Source organism: Galbibacter sp. L-19, from assembly GCF_056857615.1.
Genome location: NZ_JBSXNL010000052.1, coordinates 1 through 18727, shown reverse-complemented (window position 1 = coordinate 18727; position 18727 = coordinate 1). Strand labels below are relative to the sequence as shown.

Annotated in this window: 14 protein-coding genes and 1 tRNA gene; 4 read left to right on the top strand and 11 right to left on the bottom strand. The window is 34.7% G+C overall.

Annotated features, from left to right (window positions below):
- Nucleotides 1–192: 192 nt before the first annotated feature.
- The 4 genes from gltB to AC13CQ_RS08615 all read left to right on the top strand — a co-directional run bounded on the left by gltB (nt 193) and on the right by AC13CQ_RS08615 (nt 8446).
- Complete coding sequence (gene gltB / locus AC13CQ_RS08630; protein WP_474506972.1) at nt 193–4710, top strand: glutamate synthase large subunit; 4518 nt, start codon at nt 193–195, stop codon at nt 4708–4710.
- A gap of 1 nt (nt 4711) precedes the next feature.
- Nucleotides 4712–6169, top strand: coding sequence for a glutamate synthase subunit beta (locus tag AC13CQ_RS08625; protein WP_008613478.1), 1458 nt, complete (start codon nt 4712–4714; stop codon nt 6167–6169).
- Between the two features lie 230 nt (nt 6170–6399).
- Nucleotides 6400–7665 (top strand): DUF819 family protein, encoded by a 1266-nt coding sequence (locus AC13CQ_RS08620; RefSeq protein ID WP_008613480.1) that lies wholly within the window; start codon nt 6400–6402, stop codon nt 7663–7665.
- Between the two features lie 49 nt (nt 7666–7714).
- Nucleotides 7715–8446 (top strand): DUF4369 domain-containing protein, encoded by a 732-nt coding sequence (locus AC13CQ_RS08615; RefSeq protein WP_008613482.1) that lies wholly within the window; start codon nt 7715–7717, stop codon nt 8444–8446.
- Between the two features lie 245 nt (nt 8447–8691).
- On the opposite strand, the gene AC13CQ_RS08610 is transcribed toward AC13CQ_RS08615, so the two are convergent.
- From AC13CQ_RS08610 to AC13CQ_RS08560, 11 genes are all read right to left on the bottom strand, one after another.
- Entirely contained in the window at nt 8692–9129 is a 438-nt protein-coding gene (locus AC13CQ_RS08610; RefSeq protein WP_008613484.1) for a hypothetical protein, read from the bottom strand.
- 61 nt (nt 9130–9190) lie between these two features.
- Nucleotides 9191–9805 carry a MarC family protein gene (locus tag AC13CQ_RS08605; RefSeq protein ID WP_008613486.1) on the bottom strand — a complete coding sequence of 205 codons (615 nt, stop codon included), beginning with the start codon at nt 9803–9805 and terminating at the stop codon, nt 9191–9193.
- Between the two features lie 70 nt (nt 9806–9875).
- Nucleotides 9876–10313 (bottom strand): hypothetical protein, encoded by a 438-nt coding sequence (locus AC13CQ_RS08600; protein WP_008613487.1) that lies wholly within the window; start codon nt 10311–10313, stop codon nt 9876–9878.
- Nucleotides 10314–10827: 514 nt separating this feature from the next.
- A tRNA-Thr gene (locus AC13CQ_RS08595) sits at nt 10828–10901 on the bottom strand.
- Between the two features lie 83 nt (nt 10902–10984).
- Entirely contained in the window at nt 10985–11260 is a 276-nt protein-coding gene (locus AC13CQ_RS08590; RefSeq protein WP_008613489.1) for a hypothetical protein, read from the bottom strand.
- Between the two features lie 34 nt (nt 11261–11294).
- Complete coding sequence (locus AC13CQ_RS08585) at nt 11295–12263, bottom strand: type I phosphomannose isomerase catalytic subunit (protein WP_008613491.1); 969 nt, start codon at nt 12261–12263, stop codon at nt 11295–11297.
- A gap of 28 nt (nt 12264–12291) precedes the next feature.
- Nucleotides 12292–12699, bottom strand: coding sequence for a 6-pyruvoyl trahydropterin synthase family protein (locus tag AC13CQ_RS08580; RefSeq protein WP_008613493.1), 408 nt, complete (start codon nt 12697–12699; stop codon nt 12292–12294).
- An 87-nt stretch (nt 12700–12786) separates the two neighbouring features.
- Nucleotides 12787–13323 carry an isopentenyl-diphosphate Delta-isomerase gene (gene idi / locus AC13CQ_RS08575; protein WP_008613494.1) on the bottom strand — a complete coding sequence of 179 codons (537 nt, stop codon included), beginning with the start codon at nt 13321–13323 and terminating at the stop codon, nt 12787–12789.
- A 321-nt stretch (nt 13324–13644) separates the two neighbouring features.
- On the bottom strand, nt 13645–14604 hold the full coding sequence (locus AC13CQ_RS08570) for a PorP/SprF family type IX secretion system membrane protein (protein ID WP_040879694.1): 960 nt from the start codon (nt 14602–14604) through the stop codon (nt 13645–13647).
- A gap of 3 nt (nt 14605–14607) precedes the next feature.
- On the bottom strand, nt 14608–16908 hold the full coding sequence (locus AC13CQ_RS08565; protein ID WP_008613497.1) for an Ig-like domain-containing protein: 2301 nt from the start codon (nt 16906–16908) through the stop codon (nt 14608–14610).
- Nucleotides 16909–16938: 30 nt separating this feature from the next.
- Nucleotides 16939–18727 (bottom strand): autotransporter outer membrane beta-barrel domain-containing protein (locus AC13CQ_RS08560; RefSeq protein WP_482882828.1); only part of this gene is annotated, 1789 nt, incomplete at its 5' end.

Here is an 18727-nt window from a genome sequence, read left to right as displayed (position 1 = left end):
TACCCTTAAAATTATAGGGATTAATAATTTTTTAGCCTTGAATTAACGATTTGATAATTTGCCCCACCTTAAAATCTCAATATTAGATTTTTCTCAAGCTTTAATTCTAAACACCGAATTAATTTCATTTTTTACTCAAAAACGTTGAATAATCGGCATCTTTCTTATTAGATTTGTGGAAACCACGTAATTATGAAGCCACAACAACAAGGACTATACTCTCCGGAGTTTGAACATGACAATTGCGGTGCAGGTTTTATCTGTAACCTAAATGGAGTAAGAACCAACGACATCATTCATAAAGCCCTCGATATTTTAATTCGTTTAGAACACAGAGGAGCTGTAAGTGCCGATGGTAAAACGGGAGATGGTGCAGGAATCCTAATAGAGATCCCTCATGCTTTTTTTAAACAAACATGTAAGTTTGAAATTCCCGAATCCAAAGAATATGCTGTAGGAATGTTATTCCTACCAAAATCTAAAAACCAATCTCAAATATGTATTAACCTTTTTGAGGAAAACATCAAAAAACAAGGTCTAAATATTATAGGCTGGCGCGATGTTCCTGTAGACCATAATTGTATTGGGAAAATAGCTGCTGAAACCGAACCTTTGGTAAAGCAGGTCTTTATTGGAAAAAACAACTTAGATCTTACGGAAGAAGAGTTTAATGCGAAGCTTTTTGCAGGAAGAAAAATAGCAGAACATGCTGTTTTAAATTCTAATCTTTCTGAGGCTGGCTATTTTTATTTTTCAAGCCTTTCAACCAACACAATTATATATAAAGGTTTATTAATGCCTCAAGACATTAGTACTTATTATAAGGATTTAATGCAACCAGAGGTAGTAACAAAACTAGCTTTAGTACACCAACGTTTCTCTACAAACACCTTCCCTACTTGGGATTTGGCTCAACCTTTCCGTTTAATGTGCCATAATGGTGAGATCAACACTCTTAGAGGTAACTTAAGTAGAATGAAAGCTAGAGAAGAGCTTTTTAAAACTGAAATCTTTGGAGAGAGCATTAAAGATATCCCTCCAATTGTTTTAGAAGGAAAATCGGATTCTGCTTCTATGGATATGGTATTAGAATTATTATTACAAACAGGAAGATCACTTCCTGAAGCAATGATGATGATGGTGCCAGAAGCATGGGAAAAACACCAGTCTATGACCGACTCCAAAAAGGCTTTTTACGAATACAACTCCTGTATTATGGAGCCTTGGGATGGTCCTGCTTCAATTCCTTTTACTGACGGAAATTATATCGGTGCTCTTTTAGACCGTAACGGTTTGAGACCTTCTCGATACACTGTTACTAAAGATGGGTACGTAATTATGTCTTCGGAAACTGGAGTTATAGATGTGGCTCCAGAAAATGTAGAACACCACGGCCGCTTAGAACCAGGAAGAATGTTTTTGGTAGACATGAATGAGGGACGTATTATTGGAGATGAAGAAGTAAAAGAAAGTATTGTTTCAAAAAGACCTTATAGAAAATGGCTAGATGAGAATCTTTTACAACTTTCCCAAATATCCTACACTGGAAATAAAACTCCTGTAGAAAAAGAGGATTTTATAACACGTCAAAAATTATTTGGATACACCAATGAAGATATCACAACCTTAATAACTCCAATGGCTACTTTAGGAAAAGAAGCCATCGGATCTATGGGGACCGATACTCCACTCGCTGTTTTATCGGATAAACCTCAATTACTTTTCAATTACTTTAAACAACTTTTCGCTCAGGTTACCAATCCGCCATTAGATGGGATTCGTGAAGAAATTGTAACCGATATTAGCTTGTCTATTGGAGGTGATAAAAATATCTTCGATATCATTCCTGAGCAATCTAAAAAACTGAAAATCCAGAATCCAGTAATCTCAAATGAAGATCTGGATAAGATTAAATATATTAACCACCCGGACTTTAAGGCCGTTTCAATTTCAATCCTTTATGATATTAATAAAGGGTTGAATGGCCTTGAAGCACGTTTAGACGAAATGGTGGACGAGATTTCTAATGCTATTGATGAAGGATGTAATATTATTATTCTTTCTGATAGAAATGTTTCGAGCAACATGGCTCCGATTCCATCGGCTTTAGCATGTTCTCATGTACACCATGGACTAAAGAAAAAAGAAAAGAGATCTTCCGTAGGAATTATTATTGAATCTGCGGAACCTAGAGAACCTCATCATTTTGCACTTTTATTTGGTTATGGCGCTAGCGCGATTAATCCATATATGGTAAACGAGATTATTGCAAAATTATCAGCAGAAGGAGAAATCAATATTTCTTTTGAAGAGGCTATTCTTAATTTTAACAAAGCTATCGGAAAAGGTATTGTTAAGATTATGAATAAAATTGGAATCTCAACTTTACATTCCTATAGAGGGGCTCAAATTTTTGAAGCTTTAGGATTAAATAAAAAATTTGTAAACAAATATTTCTGTAATACTACTAGTCGTATTGAAGGAATTGGGATTTATGAAATTGAAAAAGAAATTCAAAAGCGTGTTTCCAAAGCATACAATAGCAGCGAATCTTTAGCCGATTTAGATTTAGAAATTGGAGGAGATTACCGCTGGAGAAGAAATGGAGAACGCCATATGTTCAACCCAACTACTGTTGCTAAATTACAGCAGGCTGTTAGAACAAATAAATTTGATAGCTACAAGGAATATTCTAAGATGATTAATGAGCAAACAGAGCGTTTGATGACACTTAGAGGGATGTTCAAGTTTAAAGAACTTAATCCAATTCCAATTGAAGAAGTAGAGCCTTGGACAGATATTGTTAAGCGTTTTAAAACTGGAGCCATGTCTTTTGGTTCAATTAGTAAAGAAGCGCATGAGAATTTAGCTATTGCCATGAATAGAATTCAAGGTAAAAGTAATTCTGGAGAAGGTGGAGAAGACCCAGACCGTTTCCATAAAGACCTTAATGGTAATTGGAGAAACAGCGCTATAAAGCAAGTTGCTTCTGGACGTTTTGGAGTTTCTATAAACTACCTTACCAACGCCAAAGAAATACAAATTAAAATGGCTCAGGGTGCTAAGCCCGGAGAAGGAGGACAATTACCTGGTCCAAAAGTAAATCCTTCTATTGCCAAAACTAGAAATTCCACTCCTTATGTTGGGTTAATATCACCACCTCCGCATCACGATATTTATTCTATTGAAGATTTAGCTCAGCTAATTTTCGATTTAAAAAATGCGAATCGTGAAGCAAGAGTAAACGTTAAGTTAGTATCAGAAGTAGGAGTAGGAACTATTGCTGCTGGAGTTGCCAAAGCAAAAGCAGATGTTGTTCTTATCTCTGGATTTGATGGAGGTACGGGGGCATCGCCACTTACCTCGCTTCGTCATGCAGGATTACCTTGGGAACTTGGGGTTGCAGAAGCACAGCAGACATTAGTCTTAAACGACCTTAGAGGACGTATAGTAATGGAATGCGACGGACAATTAAAAACGGGTCGAGATGTAGCTATTGCTTGTTTATTAGGTGCAGAAGAATTTGGTTTTGCTACGGCTCCACTTGTAGCATCTGGTTGTATTATGATGCGCGCTTGCCATTTAAATACATGTCCAGTTGGAATAGCAACTCAGGATCCTGAATTACGTAAAAACTTTAAAGGAACCCCTGAGCATGTTATTAATTTCATGTATTTTATTGCTCAAGAGTTACGTCAGATAATGGCCGACTTAGGATTCAAGTCTATTGAAGAAATGGTTGGACAGAGTCAGAAATTAGATATGAATAAAGCTATTGAGCATTACAAAGCGCAAGGAATAGACTTATCTAATATTTTATACAAACCTAGAGTTCCAGAGCATGTAAAACTTCATAATACAGAAAAACAAGACCATCAGTTAGAAGAAGTTTTAGATTTTGAAATTTTGAATCAAGCTCATCCAGCGGTTTACCGTAAGGAAAAAATGAGTTTAGATTTTCCAATAACAAACATCAATCGTACTACGGGAGCTATATTAAGTAATGAAATTTCTAAAATTCATGGAGAAGAAGGGCTTCCTGAAGATACATTAACATTAAATTTTGAAGGTTCTGCCGGACAAAGTTTTGGAGCATTTGCTACTAAAGGACTTACCTTAAAAGTAAATGGTAATACAAATGATTACTTTGGAAAAGGACTTTCTGGTGCCAAATTAATTGTAAAAGTACCTGAAAAAGCTACTTTTAAACCAGAAGAAAATGTAATTATTGGTAACGTTGCCATGTATGGTGCTGTTACTGGAGAAGCATATATTAACGGTATTGCTGGAGAACGTTTCTTAGTAAGAAACTCTGGAGCCAAAGCTGTTGTTGAAGGTATTGGAGACCACGGTTGTGAATACATGACAGGTGGGGTTGCAGTTATTCTTGGAAAAATAGGTAGAAACTTCGCTGCTGGAATGAGCGGTGGGGTAGCTTATATTTATAATCCAGATAACACCCTCGATACGAATAACTTTAATATGGAAATGGTTGAATTAGAAGATTTGTCTGATAATGACCAAATTCAATTACAAACCTTAATTAGCGAACATATTAAATACACCGATAGTCCACATGCAAAACGCATTATGGAAGATTGGGGTAAAAACAGCAAAAAGTTTGTAAAAGTAATGCCAACAGAATACAAAAAAGCATTAGAGATGCTGGCAAAACAAGAAAAAGAAGTAGAACAACTAACAACAGCATAAAATGGGAAAACTAAGAGGATTTTTAGAATACGAAAGACGCGGTGAAGATAGTATTGCTGTTGAAGAACGTGTTGAGAATTACAATGAGTTTACCAAAGAACTCGATACAAAAGAATTAAACGAACAAGGTGGCCGTTGTATGGATTGCGGAATCCCGTTCTGCCATAGTGGATGTCCGCTCGGGAATTTAATTCCCGACTTCAACGACGCCGTTTATAAAAACGATTGGAGCAAAGCGTTACGCCTACTCCATGCCACCAATAATTTTCCTGAGTTTACAGGGAGATTATGTCCAGCACCTTGTGAATCTGCATGTGTACTAGGAATTATCCAACCTCCTGTTTCTATTGAACTTATTGAAAAATATATTGTAGAACGTGGATTTAAAGAAGGATGGATTAAACCAAACCCACCAAAAAAACGCACAGGAAAAACAATTGCTGTTGTAGGTTCTGGACCATCTGGTTTAGCAGCTGCACAACAATTAAATCGTGCAGGACATACCGTAACTGTTTTTGAACGCGATAAAAAAGTTGGTGGCCTATTAAGATATGGAATTCCAGATTTTAAATTAGAAAAGAATGTTATAGATCGTCGTGTTGCTATTTTAGAAGCTGAAGGAATTGAGTTTAAAACAAACGTTCATGTAGGGAAAAACTACGATGCGGCACAACTAAACGATTTTGATGCTGTAGTACTTTGTGGTGGCGCTACGCAACGTAGAAAACTACCAATTCCAGGAGCGGAAGCAAATGGCGTTGTGCAAGCAATGGATTTCTTAAAAAGAAACAATCAGGTTGTAGACGGATTAGCAGAAACTACAGAATCTTTACATGCCGCTGGCAAAAATGTTATTGTTATTGGTGGAGGAGATACTGGGTCTGACTGTGTAGGAACTTCCAATCGTCATGGAGCAAAATCGGTTACTAACTTTGAGATTATGCCAATGCCTCCAGAATCTCGTTCAGAAGAAAATCCATGGCCTTTCTGGCCTTTTACCCTCAAAACAAGTTCTTCTCATGAGGAAGGTGTTGAGCGTAATTGGAGCATCTTAACAAAAGAATTTGTAAAAAATGAACAAGGAAATTTAACAGCTATTAAAACTGTTGAAGTTAAATGGGTTAAAATTCCAGGAGAGCGTCCACAACTTAAAGAAGTTGAAGGTTCTGAAAAAGAATGGCCTTGCGATTTAGCATTATTAGCTTTAGGATTTACAGGCCCAGAAGCTACTTTAAGCGAGCAATTAGGATTAAAAACTGATGAAAGAAGTAATATAAAAGGGAATAATTATCAAACCAATGTTCCTCATATTTTTACTGCTGGAGATATGCGCAGAGGACAATCGTTAATTGTTTGGGCTATTTCTGAAGGTAGAGAAGCAGCACATCATGTAGATAAATTTTTAATGGGATCTTCTTCACTTCCAGTAAAGGAAAAAGGAGATTTACCAGCAGCCTAGGTTATATATTTATTTAATTCCATTACGTGGTTTTGTCAATCAACTATCTCTAGGCAAAATCGAGATCGTAAGACAAAACAAATTTAACTCATTTCGGCACAGAGTGTCGGGGGATTAAATCCTTCATGAGAAATTAAAATAGCCGACTTCAATTTGAGGTCGGCTATTTTTATGCTATCTAATCGTTAAGGTTAATTTTCATTTTCGTATTTTCCCGAAAATTTTTTTCAATGCAAGAAACACCCATTTTTAGTAATGATACTATTGTATTCGGTATCATCATGTTATGTTTAGGATTTGTTTTTTTTACTTCAGCAATAAAAACTGGATTTTGGAACAAGTTCTATAAAATTGTCCCTTCCGTATTAATGTGTTATTTACTCCCTTCGTTATTTAATTCTTTTGGAGTTATTTCAGACGAAACTTCAAACTTATACTTTGTAGCAAGTAGATACCTACTTCCAGCATCATTAGTTTTAATGACGCTAAGTATTGACCTAAAAGCGGTTTTTAATTTGGGTCCAAAAGCATTAATCATGTTTTTTACTGGAACTATAGGAATTGTTATCGGAGGACCGCTTGCCATTCTTTTAATTTCCACTATTTCTCCAGATACTGTTGGAGGCGTTGGGCCAGATGCCGTTTGGCGAGGCCTTGCAACGCTAGCTGGTAGTTGGATTGGTGGAGGTGCAAATCAAGCCGCTATGCTTGAAATTTTTAAATACAATCCTGAAAAATATGGAGGAATGGTATTAGTAGATATTGTGGTAGCCAATCTGTGGATGGCAATTGTATTACTAGGTGTTGGAAAAAGTAATAAAATTGACAACTGGTTAAAGGCAGACAATAGCGCTATTGAGGAGCTAAAAAATAAAATGCAAGCCTTTGCCGATAAAGTAACTCGTATTCCATCATTAACAGATTACATAATGATTCTCTCCATTGCATTTGTTGCGGTAGGGATTGCACACTTTGGTGCTACTAATATTTCAGATTTTTTAACAGGAAACTTTGAAGCCGTAAGCGATAAAAAAAGTGCCTTGTCTTCTTTTGGATCACAATTTTTTTGGATGATTACCATTGCCACACTAATTGGTATCGGACTCTCATTTACAAAATTCAAAAACTACGAAGGTGCTGGTGCGAGTAAATTTGGCTCTATTTGTATCTATATTTTGGTTGCCACTATTGGAATGAAGATGAATATCTTTACCATTTTTGAAAATCCGGGACTTATTGCAATTGGTTTAGTATGGATGACCATTCACGCTTTATTACTAATAATAGTTGCAAAAATAATTAAAGCTCCCTACTTCTTTTTAGCAGTTGGAAGTCAGGCAAATGTTGGAGGAGCTGCTTCTGCTCCAGTAGTTGCTGCAGAGTTTCACCCTTCTTTAGCTACTGTAGGTGTTCTATTGGCTGTATTTGGATATGCTGTTGGAACCTATGGTGCTATTTTTTGCGCTTATTTAATGGAATTAGCTTCAAAAGTGTAGCAATTTTTAGTAGAATTATGCATATTTGCCCTTCAGAAAAAAACAACTTATGTACAAATTATTAGTACCCACTTTAATAGCCTTAATCCTTGTTTCTTGCGGAAAAGGAAATGACAATATGATTGTTAACGGAAACGTAGAAGGTTTGCGTAAAGGAACTATTTATTTTCAGAAATTAGAAGATAGTACAATGGTAACTTTAGACTCTATAAAAATAGACGGGAAATCCGATTTTAGTTTTTCAACCACTATTGAAAGTCCAGAAGTTTTTACCTTATACCTTGATAAAAATGATGGTAATCTTTTAAACGATCGTCTTGATTTTTTTGGAGAACCTGGAACAATCACCATAAAAACTACAAGAGATTATTTTGCTCCTGAAGCTAAAATTGAAGGCTCTGAGAGTCAGAAAACATGGGAAGAATACAAAAGTATCCTTTCAAAATTTTCTACTAAAAACTTAGAGCTTATAAAAGAAACGTTACAGGCAACTAAAGATGGGAAAATGGAAATTGCAGATTCTCTAAAACAAGTTTCTCAAAGAAATTCGACTCGTAGTTACCTTTACACGCTTAATTTTATTCTTAACAATAAGGATTCTTACACGGCTCCTTATATAACACTTGCCAATGCTTACAACACCAATGTTAAATATTTAGATTCTATAAACAACTCCTTAACACCAGAAGTTGCCGATTCTAAATATGGTAAAATGTTGGCTGAATACATTAAAGAAATAAAAGAAAATTCTACTACAGCAGCAAAAGACTCTATTAAATAATTACTGTATATATATTTTTTATCATTAATGTCCGAGTAAAAATACAAGACCGCTTCGCTGTAAGAAAAAAGAACAAAGACTAAATCTTAACTATTATAAAATGAGTAGTTTAAAGAAGTTACATTGTTAAAATTTTCTTTTTCATTCATTTTTATTAATAGCAAGGGAGCTATATAAGTAGAGCTCAATAAATTTTGTTAACCTTTATCGGACAACAATAATTTTTTATAGAAGAGGTTGGCAAATTATTTTAGCCAACCTTTTTTTATGGAACTGTTTGTAAAAGCTATTAAAAAAGCAGCTATTAAAACCACTAATGCAGGTAAAATATAAGCCGTATTCCCTAAAGCTTCTGGAGTTTTAACTACAAACAAGCTATAGCCCATTTGAATAATAATAGCTATAAGGGAAATTACAAACATAGGTTTTGCCCATTTCTTTTTTAACAGCAAAGCAAAACTCCCTAGCACCCCAGAAAAAACGGCAATTCCATAAATAAATTTTGCCCAGAGCGGATTGTTTTCATACATGGCTCTTTGGGGTTCGGGCATAGCTTCTAATGCTTCTGGTGTTACACTAATATCTGCTATAAAAGCTCCTACTCCCATTAAATTCCAAAACAATGCAAGAATAGTGATAAGCCAAAACCACCACGGAATTTTAGTTGATAATTGCGTGTCCATAATAAGTTTAGTTAGTTATAAGTCTTATAAATTTAAGAAATAAAACGCAAACTTAAATTGCCTATTTTAAAACAACGAAAAAACTTTTTAGTCCCATAAGGATACTTTGCACTGCATAAGCCGCTAAAATAAGTCCCATAACCTTACTAATTACAGAAATACCATACTCTCCAATTCTCTTTTGAATATGATTAGCTCCAAGTAAGAAAACGCAGGTTATTCCAATAACTAATAATACTAGAATAGAAGTTATTATTTGCTGTTGAATAGTGTAGATATGGTTATCTGTCATTAACACCACCGCCATAATTGCTCCAGGCGAAGCAATTGAAGGTATTGCTATTGGAAAGATAGTAACATGTTTATAATCTTTTATTGATTCTTTTTCTGAGGAAGGTTTACCTTCTCCAAAAATCATAGTAAGTGCAAATAAAAATAAAATAACTCCTCCAGAAATCTGAAAAGCATCTAAAGACACTTTCATTCCTTCCAAAATAAATTGCCCAATAACAATAAAGAACAACAGAATAAAGAACGCTACTACGCTTGCACGCATAGCTATTTTCTTTTTTTCAGCCAAATCAAACGACTTTGTTGCCTCCAAATACACTGGAACAGAACCAAATGGATCGATTACGGCAAATAAAAATAATATAGTAGTTATAATCTCCTGCATTTATAATAAATCTTAGTGTGCTAAATATACGTAGAAGATTTTTTACAGAACTCCCTAAAAAATAAAGATTTTAATTCAACCAGTTCTTTTTTATACTGAAGTTTGAAAAGAATACGTGAAAAACACCAGCAAGAATAATAAAAACAGGGAGAATTACAGATTCGGGACTGAAAGACTCTAATGAAGTTACCCCTATTAAACTATATATCATTTGAATTAAGATAGCCACCAGAGAAAGTACAAATAAGGGTCTTGACCACTTTTTACGCAATAATAAACCTATACTTCCAATAACTCCAGACAATACAGCTACAGCATATACAACTTCCATCCAAGAGGGATAAGAAAGTAAGAGTTCTTTTTCTGAAATTGGAAGCGCCAACAAGGAAGCTTGAGTCATGCTTATTTGTCCTATAAAAGCTCCCAGCCCCATTAAATTCCAAATAAGTGCAAATATAGAAACTATCCAAAACCAAATTGGAAGACTTAAAACAGCTTTACGAGTCATAATCTATTAAATTTTAGCTTATTACACCTCTAATATACACTTTATATAAGGATTTCTAAAGTGTTAAAATTACTGACTCTATTTTTATCATTTATGTCCGAGTAAAATACAAGACCGCTTCGCTGTATGAACAAAGAGGCAAGAGGCAAGAGACAAGAGACAAGAGGCAAGAGACAAAGAGACAAAGAGACAAAGAGACAAGAGACAGGAGACAAGAGACAAAGAGACAGGAGACAGGAGACAAGAGACAAAGAGACAGGAGACAGGAGACAGGAGGCAAGAGACAGGAGATAGGAGATAGAAAACAAGAAACAAGAGATATGTATATCCCTAAATAGAGTTGACCGTTTTTATTTAATTTCCATTATCAAAAATGTAGAATTCTTCTTATTCAGATTAACCACAATTTTTACATAAACACAACAATTGGGAATGATCCACTTTTTTATGAAAGGAAACTACTATTGTATTTATACCCATAAAAAAAGCCTCTTCATTTTTGAAGAGGCTTTAGAGCCGATAGAGGGACTCGAACCCACGACCTGCTGATTACAAATCAGCTGCTCTAGCCAGCTGAGCTACATCGGCGTTTCCCTTAAAAAGTGCGCAAATATAATTCTCAAAATTATACTTGCAAACTTTTTTAAAAGAAATTTTTGATTTTTTTTAGATTAAGCCGCTGACAATTTATTCAGCTTTTCAACTAAAGAAGAAGCTTTCTCTTCAAGCTCTTTGTTAACTTGCTTTAAATGAGCTTTTCTATTATCTACATCTTTATTATTAACCTTTACGATTAACTCATCAAAAGTAGCAATTGCTTCATCTATAATTTTATCACCTTCTTTAGAATTTGGTGTATTGGTACTTATTTCCCAAATGTAAACAGCTTCAATAATATCTCCTAAAACGAAGTTTATATCTCTCTTTAAATCTCTTATACTAGCCATACTATTTTATTTTAGCTGCAAAAGTACAGCATTTTTATAAATGTACCTCCAAAATTTTAGCATCCTTAGCACTAATACTAATTTCATTGATTGTGGCTGGAATGAGGATTGTTTCTCCTTGTGCTAACTTCTCTATATTTTCTCCGACTTTAATTTGCGCTTGTCCGTCCACACAAATATAAATAGTAAAAGAATCTCTATTAACTAATTGCTTTACAAAGGTTCCTACAACATTTAAATAATTGGTAATAAAATAATCACAAGTCACCATATTATTAGACGAATTATACTCCGTACCATAGTTAACCTTAAAATCGTCTTTCTTCTGATAATCGATTGCGTCTACTGCCAATTCGGTATGCAATTCTCGTGTATTCCCATCTTTATCTTTACGTTCATAATCATAAATTCGATACGTAACATCTGATGTTTGCTGAATTTCTGCCAATAGAATTCCTGCTCCAATTGCATGAACTTTTCCTGTATTGATAAAATAGGTGTCGCCTGCTTTAACTTCTTCTTGATTTAAAATCTCAAGTAATTGTCCGTTTTCTAAGTGTTCTAAATATTCTTCTTTCGTCAAAGTTTCTTTAAAACCAACAATCAATTTAGAACCTGGATCGGCTTGCATAACATGCCACATTTCTGTTTTTCCGAAGGAATTATGCCTTTCTTTTGCCAAGGCATCATTAGGGTGAAGCTGTACAGATAAATCTAATTTTGCATCTATAAACTTAATCAAGATTGGAAATTTACTCCCGAAACGTTTGTAAACAGAAGCTCCTAAAAGTTCCTCTTTATAAGTATCTATTAATTCTTGAAGTGTTTTTCCTTGTAATTCTCCATTGCTAGCAACAGAAACATTTCCTTCTACTCCAGACAGCTCCCAACTTTCTGAGGCTGTAGTTGTTTTTACATCCTTCTGAAGGACTTCTTTTAATTTGTTTCCTCCCCATAAATACTCTTTATAAATAGGAATAAACTTTAATGGGTATAAATTCATTTTTATATAAACGCTTTATTAATAATTATTAAGCCCCTGTATAGGTAACATAATTTCTTGGTGTTTCATATAGCACAACCTCCAATTCAAATTCCTCTAAAAAAGGTTTTAACCGATTGTAGATTACTATAGCTATATTTTCTACGGTTGGATTTAAGGTTTTAAATTCTGGAACTTCAATATTAAGATTTTTATGATCTAAATGATCTTCAACTTCTCTTTCGATAAGCTCTTTTAATATTTTTAAGTCGATTACAAATCCAGTTTCAGGATCAATTTCTCCTTTTACACTTACAATTAAATCGTAGTTATGACCGTGATAATTAGGATTGCTGCATTTTCCAAATACAGCTTTATTTTTATCGTCGTCCCAATCTGGACGAAACAATCTATGAGCTGCATTAAAATGAGCTTTTCTACTAACTTTTAAGTTCATCTGTTACTATTTATTGTTTTTCAATGGTCAGCTATAATGCTCTTGACTATCATAATTGGTTGGTTTCCAAATTTGTTAATAGGCATTTCATGATATAGCACTAGATTGTTCTTCAATATGAAGGTAGAATTTTTCAAATATTATTTTAAACCAAGCTGTATACTCATCAGGATTAACCTGCATATCTTTTTTAATATCTTTTAAAGACATCCATTTCCAGCTTGCTACTTCATCAGGATTAATTTTTGGTTCTTCATTATACTTACCTACCAAAATATGATCGTATTCATGTTCTGTTAATCCATTATCAAAAGGAGCATGGTATATAAATGACAAAACTTCTTCAAGGTCTGTAGCAAACCCCATTTCTTCTTGCAAACGACGTTTTCCTGCTTCAATATTACTTTCTCCTTCTCTTTGGTGACTGCAACAGGTATTTGTCCACAAGCCTGGAGAATGGTATTTATGAGCCGCACGTTGTTGAACCATGGTTTCCCCAGCATCATTAAAGACAAAAACTGAAAAAGCTCTATGAAGCAGCGCTTTTTCATGTGCTTCAATCTTTTCCATTAATCCAATTTGCTGATCATTTGCATCAACCAAAATAACTTTTTCTTTTTCCATTTAGCATTTTTCTTTCAAAGGATGATTGGTTTCTTTTCAATCTGCCGTAAAATAGCACAACAAATCTACAAAAATGGTTAACCATATCATAAAACAAAAAATCCCACTTGTTGTGAGATTTTTCAGCTAAACCCTTTTTAGAGTTTTTCTTTATAGTAACGCTATATTATTTTAAATTGAAGCAATCATTAATTTCATCTAAAATCAACTACCCCGGAGCAAAATCACAAGGTATTCAAACGCAGAGTCCAATGGTAAGTCCGGAACAGGCTTTGAAGCATTATACCCTCTGTATGGGATTAAAAAGTTACACCTTATTACTTAGAAAAATCTTGGAGCAGTAACTCTTCTGTAATTTCTAGAAAACTCATATCTAAGGAAAATTTCCATAGTTCCATTATTAAACTGAGTTCCTCCTAATGCTGTTACTTCTCGGTCATAAGCCATTCCAATAGCTAAAGATTCGTTTAACTGAAAAGCAATCATAGCGGTTACTGCTGCATCCAATCTGTATCCTACACCAAAAGAAACACTTTCGTTATACATAAAATTAGCAGATACATCTACTTGCAAGGGTGCTCCAGAAACATATTTGGTCAATACTGTAGGCTTAAATTGCCAATCATAATTTAAATCAAAAACATAGCCCCCCATTAAATAATAATGAATTCTAGAAGTAGCCACGTAAGACGTGCTACTATTGGAATTGTTAGATTCATCAAAATACTCTGTAGTAAGCATATTAGGAACAGAAAGTCCAACATAATATTTATCGGCATGGTAATAAATTCCAGCCCCTATATTTGGCGAGAACTTATTATCGATATTGTTTTGTCCTGTAAGTTCCACATCATCATATTGATTAAGCTTTGTAAAATCAATATTCAATAAGCTACCTCCCACTTTCAATCCAAAAGATAAATTCCCTTGGTAGGAAGTTTGGATAGTGTATGAAATATTCGCATCAAAAAAGGTTTCTTGAGTAACCCCTTCACCTAATTTATCATTAATTATAGACAAGCCAACTCCTAATCTACTATCTCTAATTGGCGAATGCACATTAAGCGTTTGCGTTTGTGGCGCGCCATCTAAACCTAACCATTGATTACGGTATAAAGCTGTAGCACTAAGCATTCCTCTACTCCCCGCATAGGCAGGATTTATGCTCATGGTATTATACATATATTGAGTATACTGCGCATCTTGCTGTGAATAAACAGAATTTAATGCCGTAAGAATAAACAACACTATTAAAAAATTATTACGCTTCAAATTGTTCATCTCCTAATAATTGATATATAAATATCCAGCTGTACTCTTTGTGGTTTGGTCTTTAACATATTCTATTGCATAATAATATGTTCCAACTGGTAATTTATTATTTTGACCTATGGTAACTCTCCCCTGTGAATACCCGTTAAAATGATTAGTACTCTGTCCATAACCTTCCGTTTCGAAGACTAATACTCCCCATCTATTAAAAATCTTAACTGAGTTTTGAGGATATAATTCAATCCCACCAATTTTGAAAAAATCGTTTCTTCCATCTCCATTAGGCGATACTAATTGATGAATTTGCAAATCTTCTTCTGGTGCTGGTGGCGGAGGTGGAGCTGGGTTTAATGGCTCTGCATTTACAGTTATAAAACCTCTTTCAAAATTAATACTTCCATCGGAATGGATAACATCTACTACATAACTAAAAACATCTTGTCCTTCATAATTTGCATCAACAACATATGAAATTGTGTTGTCAGAATTTATAGTAGCAACACCATTTCCAGGCGTCCCTATACTTGAAATAACTAAGTTTGAATTTTCATTGAAAGCATCGTTTTCTAAAACATTAAAAATTACTTCTGAAGGATTTGAAGAGTCAACATAATATAAATCGTCTACCACATCTACCACAGCATTCACTTTTATGAGAACAGTAGCTGAAGAAGACTCCATTACCCCATCAATATTTGTATAATTTATACTATACTCAAAAGTATCGTTTCCTACAAAATCGGACTCGGGAGTATAAGTAATTGTATTATCAGCATTTTTAATTGCTGTTCCGTAAATTGGGGTATCAACTTCTATTGAAAAATTTGAAACCCAATCAACATTATCATTATCCAAAACCTTAATAGTAATTACTGTATCTTCATCTGTAGTTACATTATCATTTTCAGCAATATCATCTCTATCGTCATTTCCATCACTTACATCAACATGAACCGTTGCAGTATCAAAACCACCATTCCCATCTGATACAGTATAAGTAAAGCTATCCTCTCCTACAAAACCTGGTTCCGACGTATAAATAAGCGTTGTATTATCATTAGGATTAAACTCTACAAGTCCGTGTGCAGGCAACACATAGTCGTAAATAGACAAGGCGTCTCCATCTGGGTCTGTATCGTTTATCAGCACGTCCATAATCAATGATTCTCCATCAAACACATAAAAATCGTCCACAGCAACTGGGGCATCGTTGGCTGAATTATCTGTAACTTCAACTATTGTAACTCTAACTACAGCTGTAGTTTGGTTTCCATTAGCATCTGTTAGCGTATAACTAAAACGGTCATTTCCATTAAAACTTGGATTTGGGATATATTCAAATACTCCATCAGAAACTTCTACAACAGTTCCGTTACTTGCATCTGTATTATATTGATAATCATTTCCGCTACTTCCAGCCGCTCCAATATTATCATTCTCCCTTACATCTATTTGATTTGATACCCCAGGACTGCTATCTTCCAAAACTTCCAAACTATCATCTTCAGCATACAAAGCATTGATGGTAATTGTAGCAGTATCTGTCATAGGTGAACCATCGGTATTTAAAACCGATAACGAATAGGTAAATTCATCTTGCCCTTTAAAATTACTCCCTGGAATATAGGTAATGGTGTCATCACTTGGATTCTCTGATGTTTCATTTTGATTAAGTACAACCGTTCCATATTGTGCTTTTGTTACTTCTATTACCCCAATAGTTGGAATATCAGAATCGTTCTCCAGCATATTAATAGTAGTTCCTGTAGTTGCTACGGAAGCTACTACATCGTCCACCAATTGGAATTCATTTCTAAGGCAAACTACGGTAAAAGTAGGTAGTTGTTTAGCACTCCCCCCCTTTTGAAGCGTAGCTATATATTCAATATATGTAGTCCCTGCTTTTACGGTAGGCGAAAGTCCGCTAAGACCTTCATTCCAAGTTACTGCTGCATTAGTTCCAACACTACCCGCTACATTTAATGTAACCTCATTGGCTGGAGAATTGCAATACGTAACTACAAAATATGAAGTAGCATTTTTACCACATTTAGTACCATCGTAAGTAGCGTAATAAACACCTGGAATTTTTACCTCCAGAAGGTGGTCTCCATCTTGAGAAGAAGGTAACCATACAGCGTCTCCTCCATTTTCTTCCATTCCATCCTGCACATACCATTTATAATTACTAATAACTCCATTTTCGACACTTGTTTTTGGAGCTTCCAATATAAATTGTGCCTGCATTTGGAATGTCAGCAATAAAAATAAGCCGAACAAAAACTGTTTGATATGTATATTTTGATATTTCAAAATGATTTTTTTTAGATTTTTATCAAACAATTATTTTACAACAAAAACTACGTTGATAAGCGAGTTGTAGTCAGAAGGCACTGCCTTTATATCATAACTTAAAACTCCAGTATCTGAAATAGATACATTTTCAAATACATCCGTGTCGTAATAAGTTACATAGTAATACAATTCGTCTTCACCATAAGTAGGAATCCCACTAGAAGGAGCACTAGTACTTGAAACCATTGGCGAACCGTATTGGCTTACATAATCTTCATGTAGGTCTCTCGTATTTCCAGTTGAAACTGCAGATGCATTTAACGCTATCGACGGGGGATAGAAAATTCTAGCTGCTTTAGCGGTTACTTTTGACATAGCTGATATTGCTTCATTTGTATTAGTTTCATTAGTTCCATCTCCATCAACATCTAATTCTGTATCTAAACTTATACTTGAAGCTGTTTGCTCTTTCCATTCAACACCATCTCCTGCGGCATTAGTAGTAAGTATTTGATTTGCCGTACCATTTTTAATTTTAGCAGTAGTTATAGCCTCATCAGCAATGTCTGCTGTAGCAATGGTTTCGTCTTTAATTTCTGTAGAAGTAACAACTCCTTCAGCTATTTCAAGAGTTACATTATTAAAAGTTGCATTGGCTCCTCCTGTAACCGTAAGATCATTAGAAGTAATATCCCCATCTCCATTAATAGAAGCTATATCTACATCTAAAGCACCTGAAGTTGGGTTTTTAGTTAATCCTACTCCAGCTACCTCTTGATTAATATGCTTAGCTTCAACTGCAAGGTTTGATATTTTATACCCATTTACAGCCCCATCAGCAATTTTACTATCAGTAACTGCATGCAATAAGATTTTATCTGTGGTTACAGCATCATCCGCTAATTTTGCGTTTGTAATGGCAGCATCTGCAACTTCTATTTGATATTCTCCTCCTGAAACTCCTGTTCCAGAAACAGTAGTTGTTGTTCCATTTTTAATTAATGTTTCTGATCCGTCGGGAGTAGGTAATATAATACTATTACCATTTGATATAGATAATGTGTTTCCTGTTATAGCTAATTCCTGCTCATCTGTATTGTCTATATATCCTGATAAATCAATTTGATTTTCCGTTGTTTTAGGGGTTGACAACGTTAATACATTGGCAGTTAAGTTTAAATCCTGAAGCTCATTTGTCGAATTTGTATCCTCATCTGCACTAATATGATTATCTATGGCTGTTTCGTTAGCGTCAATTTGACTCTGTAAATCGTCAATAGAGTTGTTTGCCGCTGTTTTTGCAGCATCTAAATCTATTTGAACTTCTTCAATAGCATCTTGTACATTATTGCTTGAAACATTCCCTGCAGGAGAAAATGTTACTTCAGTAGCGGTTTGATCATCTGTATTATCTAAATATGGTGTCAAATCTACCGTCCCTCCATCTTCCAATGTTAATATATTGCCAGTAGCCAAACTTAATCCTTGGTCATCTGTATTATCTAAATATCCTGAAAGATTTACACTCCCTCCATCTTCTAATACTAAATCATTTCCTGATAAACTCAAAGCCTGATCATCTGTATTCACTCCACTTAAATCAATCGAAAAATCATAATCTTTTCCTTCTGAATCAGGCGTTACTGTTATACTACCATCTGTAGATGTAAGTGCTTGTATCTCATTCTCGTCATCCGTATCCCCATCTGCTGCATTGCTTGCTGCTAACTCGTCAATAGCTGCTTGTGTGTTTTCTGCTGTAAGTCCAGAGGTGCTATTGCTATAATCTACCTCTGAAGCGGTTTGATCGTCTGAACCTAAATCAGACAATGCTACT